Genomic DNA, 6,261 nt, shown 5'->3' on the forward strand with positions numbered 1-6,261 from the left:
CGAGAGGTGCGTATGCACGATCCGTTTGAACAGTCTTTACGCGACATGTTGAACGCTTCACCGTCCACCCGCGACGACGATGCGTGCCTTGGCCGTGTGCTGAAAACCGCCAATCGCCAGGTCGGCGCTGGTGACCTGTTCAGCCTGCTGGGCCGCTGGCTGCCCGCGTTGATGATCGCCTTGAATAATGGATCGGCGCACGTCTCGCCGGTTTCCCGTCGCCGCAAACCTACCGTTCGCACCGCTGATAAGGCTGATTGAATATGGAACTTGATCTCTGGACTCAGAGCCTCGTCACTGCAATGACTGCGTTGTGGACTAAAATTGCTAACTTCATCCCGAACCTGTTCGGCGCACTGGTTGTGCTGCTGTTGGGTTTCGTGGTCGCCAAACTGCTCGACACTTTGCTGTCCAAGCTTCTGGCGAAACTGGGGCTTGATCGCCTGATGGGCGGCACCGGTCTGACAAAATTATTGTCCCGGGCTGGCCTGCAGGTGCCGATCTCGACACTGATCGGCAAAATCGTTTACTGGTTCGTTCTACTGATATTTCTGGTTTCTGCAGCGGAATCTCTTGGACTTGAGCGAGTCTCAGCTACGCTGGATATGCTTGCGCTGTATTTGCCGAAGGTATTTGGCGCCGCGCTGGTGCTGCTGGTAGGCGTGCTGCTGGCGCAATTGGCCAACGGGCTGGTGCGTGGTGCGGCCGAAGGCGTAGGACTGGATTACGCTTCAGGGCTGGGGCGAATTGCCCAGGGCCTGGTGATTATCATCAGTATTTCGGTGGCGATCAGCCAGTTGGAGGTCAAGACTGACCTGCTCAACCATGTGATCGTCATCGTATTGATTACCGTTGGTCTGGCAGTTGCGCTGGCCATGGGGCTTGGAAGCCGGGAGATTGCCGGTCAGATTCTTGCGGGAATCTATGTGCGTGAGTTGTATGAGGTTGGGCAACAAGTGCGTGTTGGCGAGGTCGAAGGGCAGATCGAAGAGATCGGCACGGTTAAAACTACACTGCTGACCGACGAGGGTGAGCTAGTCTCTCTCTCCAATCGGATCCTGCTGGAGCAGCATGTGTGTAGCCGCTAACCCGGCAAACCCTGCTAATGTATGCCGCCGCAAATGCCCATCAGGGCTGCGGCGGACATTGACCTGACTGTCGGCCCGACTTGTTTTGAATAAAGCTCAAACGCTCTCTACGCGCTACGACCCCCGCGAGCTCTCTGATGAGGAGTTGGTCGCGCGCTCGCATACCGAGCTGTTTCACGTGACGCGTGCGTACGAAGAACTGATGCGGCGTTACCAGCGAACATTATTTAACGTCTGTGCACGATATCTTGGGAACGATCGCGACGCGGACGATGTCTGTCAGGAAGTGATGTTGAAGGTGTTGTATGGCCTGAAGAACTTCGAGGGGAAATCGAAGTTCAAAACCTGGCTCTACAGCATCACGTACAACGAATGCATCACTCAGTATCGGAAGGAACGGCGTAAGCGTCGCTTGATGGACGCTTTGAGTCTGGACCCTCTTGAGGAAGCGTCTGAAGAAAAGGCGCCAAACCCTGAAGAGAAGGGCGGACTCGATCGCTGGCTGGTGTATGTAAACCCGATCGACAGGGAAATTCTGGTGCTACGATTTGTCGCAGAGCTGGAGTTTCAGGAGATCGCGGATATCATGCACATGGGTTTGAGTGCGACAAAAATGCGTTACAAACGTGCTCTAGATAAATTGCGTGAGAAATTTGCAGGCGTGGCTGAAACTTAGTTCGACGCAAATATCTCTTACGTGTAGGCAAGTTCTGATAGACTTGCCGCCGAGTTGTCCCCCGGTTTGCGGGACTGCTTCACAATCACCAGATGGGGATTTAACGGATGAAACTGAAAAACACCTTGGGCTTGGCCATTGGTTCTCTTATTGCAGCCACTTCGTTCGGCGCGCTGGCACAAGGCCAAGGCGCAGTTGAAATCGAAGGCTTCGCCAAGAAAGAAATGTTCGACAGCGCTCGCGACTTCAAAAACAACGGCAACCTGTTCGGCGGTTCGATCGGTTACTTCCTGACCGACGACGTTGAATTGCGTCTGGCCTACGACGAAGTACACAACGCCCGTACTGACGACGGCACTAACGTTAAAGGCGCTAACACCGCTCTGGACGCTCTGTACCACTTCAACAATCCAGGCGACATGCTGCGTCCTTACGTCTCGGCCGGTTTCTCGGACCAGAGCATCGACCAGAATGGCAGCAACGGTCGTAACCGTTCTACCTTCGCCAACGTTGGCGGCGGTGCCAAGCTGTACTTCACTGACAACTTCTATGCCCGTGCCGGCGTTGAAGCTCAGTACAATATCGACCAGGGCGACACTGAGTGGGCACCTAGCGTTGGTATCGGTGTGAACTTCGGTGGCGGCTCCAAGCCTGCTGCTGCTCCAGTTCCAGCACCAGCTGAAGTCTGCTCCGACAGCGACAACGATGGCGTTTGCGACAACGTTGACAAGTGCCCGGACACCCCAGCCAACGTAACTGTTGACGCTGATGGCTGCCCTGCAGTTGCTGAAGTTGTACGTGTAGAGCTGGACGTTAAGTTCGATTTCGACAAATCTGTTGTTAAAACCAACAGCTATGGCGACATCAAGAACCTGGCTGACTTCATGAAGCAGTACCCATCCACCAGCACCACTGTTGAAGGTCACACTGACTCCGTCGGTCCTGACGCTTACAACCAGAAACTGTCCGAGCGTCGTGCAAACGCCGTTAAGCAAGTTCTGACCAACCAGTACGGTGTTGAGTCGTCCCGCGTTCAGTCTGTTGGCTACGGCGAATCCCGCCCAGTTGCTGACAACGCTACTGACGCTGGCCGCGCTGTAAACCGTCGCGTAGAAGCGCAGGTTGAAGCTCAAGCTAAGTAATTAGCTCGAAGCTCTGAGGAAAGCCCGGCTTAGGCCGGGCTTTTCTTTGTCTGCGATTTAACTGAAAAGGCCAATCAAAAAATTCAGGCCGACCGGTCCGCCCTCATCGCGGGCAAGCCGTGCAACCACTCGGTCTGCACACCGCAAGCCGCCACTGCACCGATCACGAGGATAGCCGGGCTCTTCAATACAAAGATGTAGGCATCTTCCTCCATTGCTGTGAGGCTGCTCCGACATTCGCGCTGATGCGGCAAGGAGGCATTTTCAATCATCGCCACCGGCGTATCTGCCGCCAGGCCTCCGGCCAGCAACTGTTCGCGGATCTCGCTCAACTTCGCTACACCCATGTAAATCACCAGGGTCGTGCCGCTTTGCGCCAGCGCCTGCCAGTTCAGGCTGCTGTCATCCTGCGTGTGCGCCGTCACCAGCGTCACGCCGCGGGCTACGCCGCGTAAAGTCAGGGGAATACCGCACTGCGTCGCCCCTGCCAGACCGGCAGTGATACCGTTGACCAGTTCGACCTCGATTCCCTGTTCCCGCAACCACTGCGCCTCCTCACCGCCTCGACCGAAAATGCACGGATCGCCGCCCTTGAGCCGCACCACGCACTTGCCTTGGCGGGCGTACCGCAGCATCAGGCGATGGATGAACGCCTGGGGTGTCGAGCGGCACCCCCCACGCTTGCCCACCGGGATGATCCGCGCCTGCGGACAATGCTCGAGCACCGCCTCATTCACCAGATCGTCGATCAACACCACAGCCGCTTCGTTCAGTGCCCGAACGGCTTTCAGGGTTAACAGTTCCGGGTCACCGGGACCCGCACCCACCAGCCAGACTTTAGCGTTCATCGTATTTTCCTCACGAGATAACGGCGAGCGGCTGCGCGGAGGCAGCCAGCAGGCGCTTGATTTCCGGAACGCAGGAACCGCATTGCGTACCGCAACCCAATTGCTGTTTCAAACCCTGCAAGTCCAGACCGCTGCTGATACCCGAGCAAATGGCGCCCTGGCTGACGTTCATGCAATTGCAGAGAACTTTGTTGCCCGTCACTGGCGTGTTGCTGTTGCCCGGCGCAGCGCTCAACGGTGCCAGCAGCCAGCGCCGCAGCTGCTGATCGGCGCGACCTTCGAGCCAGAGGTTTTGCAGCCAGTGTTGAGCAAGAGTTTCGCCGGCGAGGCGAATCGCAGTAATCCGGCCGTTTTCGATGCGTACCCGTTTGCCAATCGATCGGTGCGGGTCGTCATAGGCCAGCACCGGGCCCTCAATGAGACCGAGGCATTGGTCGATAGCCTGCAGCAATGCAGGCTCCGGTGCGTTGAGGCTGGCGGCGCGGATGAGCAGCGCTGGACGCTCACGACCGGCCAGGCTGAGACTGACGTACGAAAACGCCTCGCACAGTGGTCGTAGCGCCTCGAAATGCTGTTGAACATCACCTTCGACCAGGGCGAAAAGCGTCCACGGCAGATTCACCGGTTCCAGACGCACGCCGCTGTGTTTCAACTCCGGCTGTTTCGACAAGGGGTCGAAGGCGGGTTGAGTGAGCCTGTTTACGCCACCCTTGAGGAAACGATCCCCCCAATGCATGGGCAGGAAAGCCTGACCCGGGCACACACTGTCGTCACTGCCGACGGCAACGATCAGCGAGCCGCGACGGCTGCTCAGGCTGACCAGATCGCCCGATTGCAGAGAATGCCGGCGCAGCTCATCCGGGTGCAGGCTCAACAGGGCTTCGCTGACGTGACCGAATAATTGCGCGGCCGTACCGGTGCGGCTCATGCCATGCCACTGATCGCGCAAACGGCCGGTGAGCAAGGTCAGTGGAAACGCTGCGTCCCGTTGTTCTTTGGCCGCCAGGTAAGGATCGGCAATGAACCGTGCGCGGCCGTTAGCGGTAGGGAAGATCCCATCCAGATACAGTCGTGGCGTGCCTTGCGTCGCGCCTGCTGGAAACGGCCACTGCTGAGGGCCGAGACGGTCGATCAATGCATGGCTGACGCCGGACAGGTCCAGATCTCGGTCGCGGGTGAGCAGTTTGTATTCATCAAAGATCTGCGCGGGTGACTCGAGAGCGAAAAGACTGGTCTGACCAGGCCGCAGAAGCTTCTCCAGGCGTTGTGCGAAATCCACCGTAATCGACCAGTCCGCACGTGCTTCACCCGGTGCGACTACCGCTTGCCGCACGTGGGAAATCCGCCGTTCGGAATTGGTCACCGTGCCTTCCTTTTCACCCCAGCTTGCCGCCGGCAGCAGTAGATCGGCAAAGGCGGCGGTTTCGGTGGTGCGGAAAGCTTCCTGCAAGACCACGAAGGGACAAGCTTGCAATGCCGCGCGCACGGCATTTTGATCCGGCAGTGATTGCGCCGGGTTAGTGCAAGCGATCCACAGTGCCTTGATTGTGCCGCTGCGTATCTGCTCGAACAGCTCGACAGCGGTCAGTCCTGTGGATGCGGGAAGTTGCTCAACGCCCCAGTAAGCCGCCACTTCAGCGCGATGTTCAGCATTGGCTGCTTCTCGATGTCCCGGCAGCAGGTTGGACAAGCTCCCGGTTTCTCGCCCGCCCATGGCGTTTGGCTGACCGGTCAGGGAGAAAGGTCCTGCGCCGCGGCGGCCGATCTGCCCGGTTGCCAAGTGCAGGTTGATCAACGCGCTGTTTTTCGCGCTGCCTGCTGTTGACTGGTTAAGGCCCATGCACCATAGCGACAGGAAGCTCGGCGACGTGCCGACCCATTCCGCGCACTGGTGCAGTTGCGCGGGGCTGATGCCGCAAAGCTTGGCCACGCTCTGCGGCGTGTAATCGCTCACCAGCGCTTGCAGTTCTGCCAGCCCGTCGGTGTGCGTCTCAATGAACTCGCGGTCAATCCACTGCTCCCTCAGCAGCAGGTGCAGGATCCCGTGAAACAAGGCGACATCGGTGCCTGGAAGTATCGCCAGGTGCAGGTCTGCCAGATCGCAGGTATCCGTACGCCGCGGGTCGATGACGATGACTTTCATCTGCGGTCGACGGAATTTTGCTTCCTCCAGACGCCGGAATAAAACGGGGTGGGCGTAGGCCATGTTGCTGCCGACGATCAGCACGCAGTCGCTCGACTCAATATCCTCATAGCTGCACGGAGGTGCATCAGCGCCCAGGCTGCGTTTGTAACCGACTACTGCAGACGACATGCACAGGCGCGAGTTGCTGTCGATGTTGTTAGTGCCCACCAGCGCCCGCGCCAGTTTGTTGAAGACGTAATAGTCCTCGGTGAGCAACTGGCCGGAGATGTAAAAAGCCACGCTGTCGGGCCCGTGCTCGGCGACGGTGGCGGCGAAGACGTCGGCGGCGTGATCAAGCGCGGTGTCCCAGTCGGTGCGGCTG

General features: G+C 58.3%; 6 protein-coding genes. 4 read left to right on the forward strand and 2 right to left on the reverse strand.

Translation table 11 applies throughout. The features are described from left to right. Positions 1–12: 12 nt before the first annotated feature. The 4 genes from F8N12_RS24630 to F8N12_RS24645 all read left to right on the forward strand — a co-directional run bounded on the left by F8N12_RS24630 (position 13) and on the right by F8N12_RS24645 (position 2,906). Positions 13–261, forward strand: a complete 249-nt coding sequence (locus tag F8N12_RS24630; protein WP_028621381.1) for a hypothetical protein — start codon at positions 13–15, stop codon at positions 259–261. A gap of 2 nt (positions 262–263) precedes the next feature. Further along, entirely contained in the window at positions 264–1,088 is an 825-nt protein-coding gene (locus F8N12_RS24635; RefSeq protein WP_150582703.1) for a mechanosensitive ion channel family protein, read from the forward strand. An 85-nt stretch (positions 1,089–1,173) separates the two neighbouring features. Next, positions 1,174–1,764 carry an RNA polymerase sigma factor SigX gene (gene sigX, locus F8N12_RS24640; protein ID WP_150582704.1) on the forward strand — a complete coding sequence of 197 codons (591 nt, stop codon included), beginning with the start codon at positions 1,174–1,176 and terminating at the stop codon, positions 1,762–1,764. Positions 1,765–1,871: 107 nt separating this feature from the next. After that, a complete protein-coding gene (locus F8N12_RS24645; RefSeq protein WP_150582705.1) occupies positions 1,872–2,906 on the forward strand; it encodes an OmpA family protein in 1,035 nt (344 codons plus the stop codon). Between the two features lie 83 nt (positions 2,907–2,989). On the opposite strand, the gene cobA is transcribed toward F8N12_RS24645, so the two are convergent. Both cobA and F8N12_RS24655 read right to left on the reverse strand, forming a co-directional pair. Next, a complete protein-coding gene (gene cobA / locus F8N12_RS24650) occupies positions 2,990–3,754 on the reverse strand; it encodes a uroporphyrinogen-III C-methyltransferase (protein ID WP_150582706.1) in 765 nt (254 codons plus the stop codon). Positions 3,755–3,764: 10 nt separating this feature from the next. Further along, positions 3,765–6,261 (reverse strand): nitrate reductase (locus F8N12_RS24655; protein ID WP_150582707.1); only part of this gene is annotated, 2,497 nt, incomplete at its 5' end.

Source organism: Pseudomonas fluorescens (assembly GCF_902497625.1).
GTDB lineage: Bacteria > Pseudomonadota > Gammaproteobacteria > Pseudomonadales > Pseudomonadaceae > Aquipseudomonas > Aquipseudomonas fluorescens_BQ.

Bases quoted from the DNA above. Each gene is read 5' to 3' on its own strand.
- F8N12_RS24645 (WP_150582705.1), top strand. From the start codon at position 1,872: ATGAAACTGAAAAACACCTTGGGCTTGGCCATTGGTTCTCTTATTGCA.
- F8N12_RS24630 (WP_028621381.1), top strand. From the start codon at position 13: ATGCACGATCCGTTTGAACAGTCTTTACGCGACATGTTGAACGCTTCA.
- F8N12_RS24635 (WP_150582703.1), top strand. From the start codon at position 264: ATGGAACTTGATCTCTGGACTCAGAGCCTCGTCACTGCAATGACTGCG.
- cobA (WP_150582706.1), bottom strand. From the start codon at position 3,754: ATGAACGCTAAAGTCTGGCTGGTGGGTGCGGGTCCCGGTGACCCGGAA.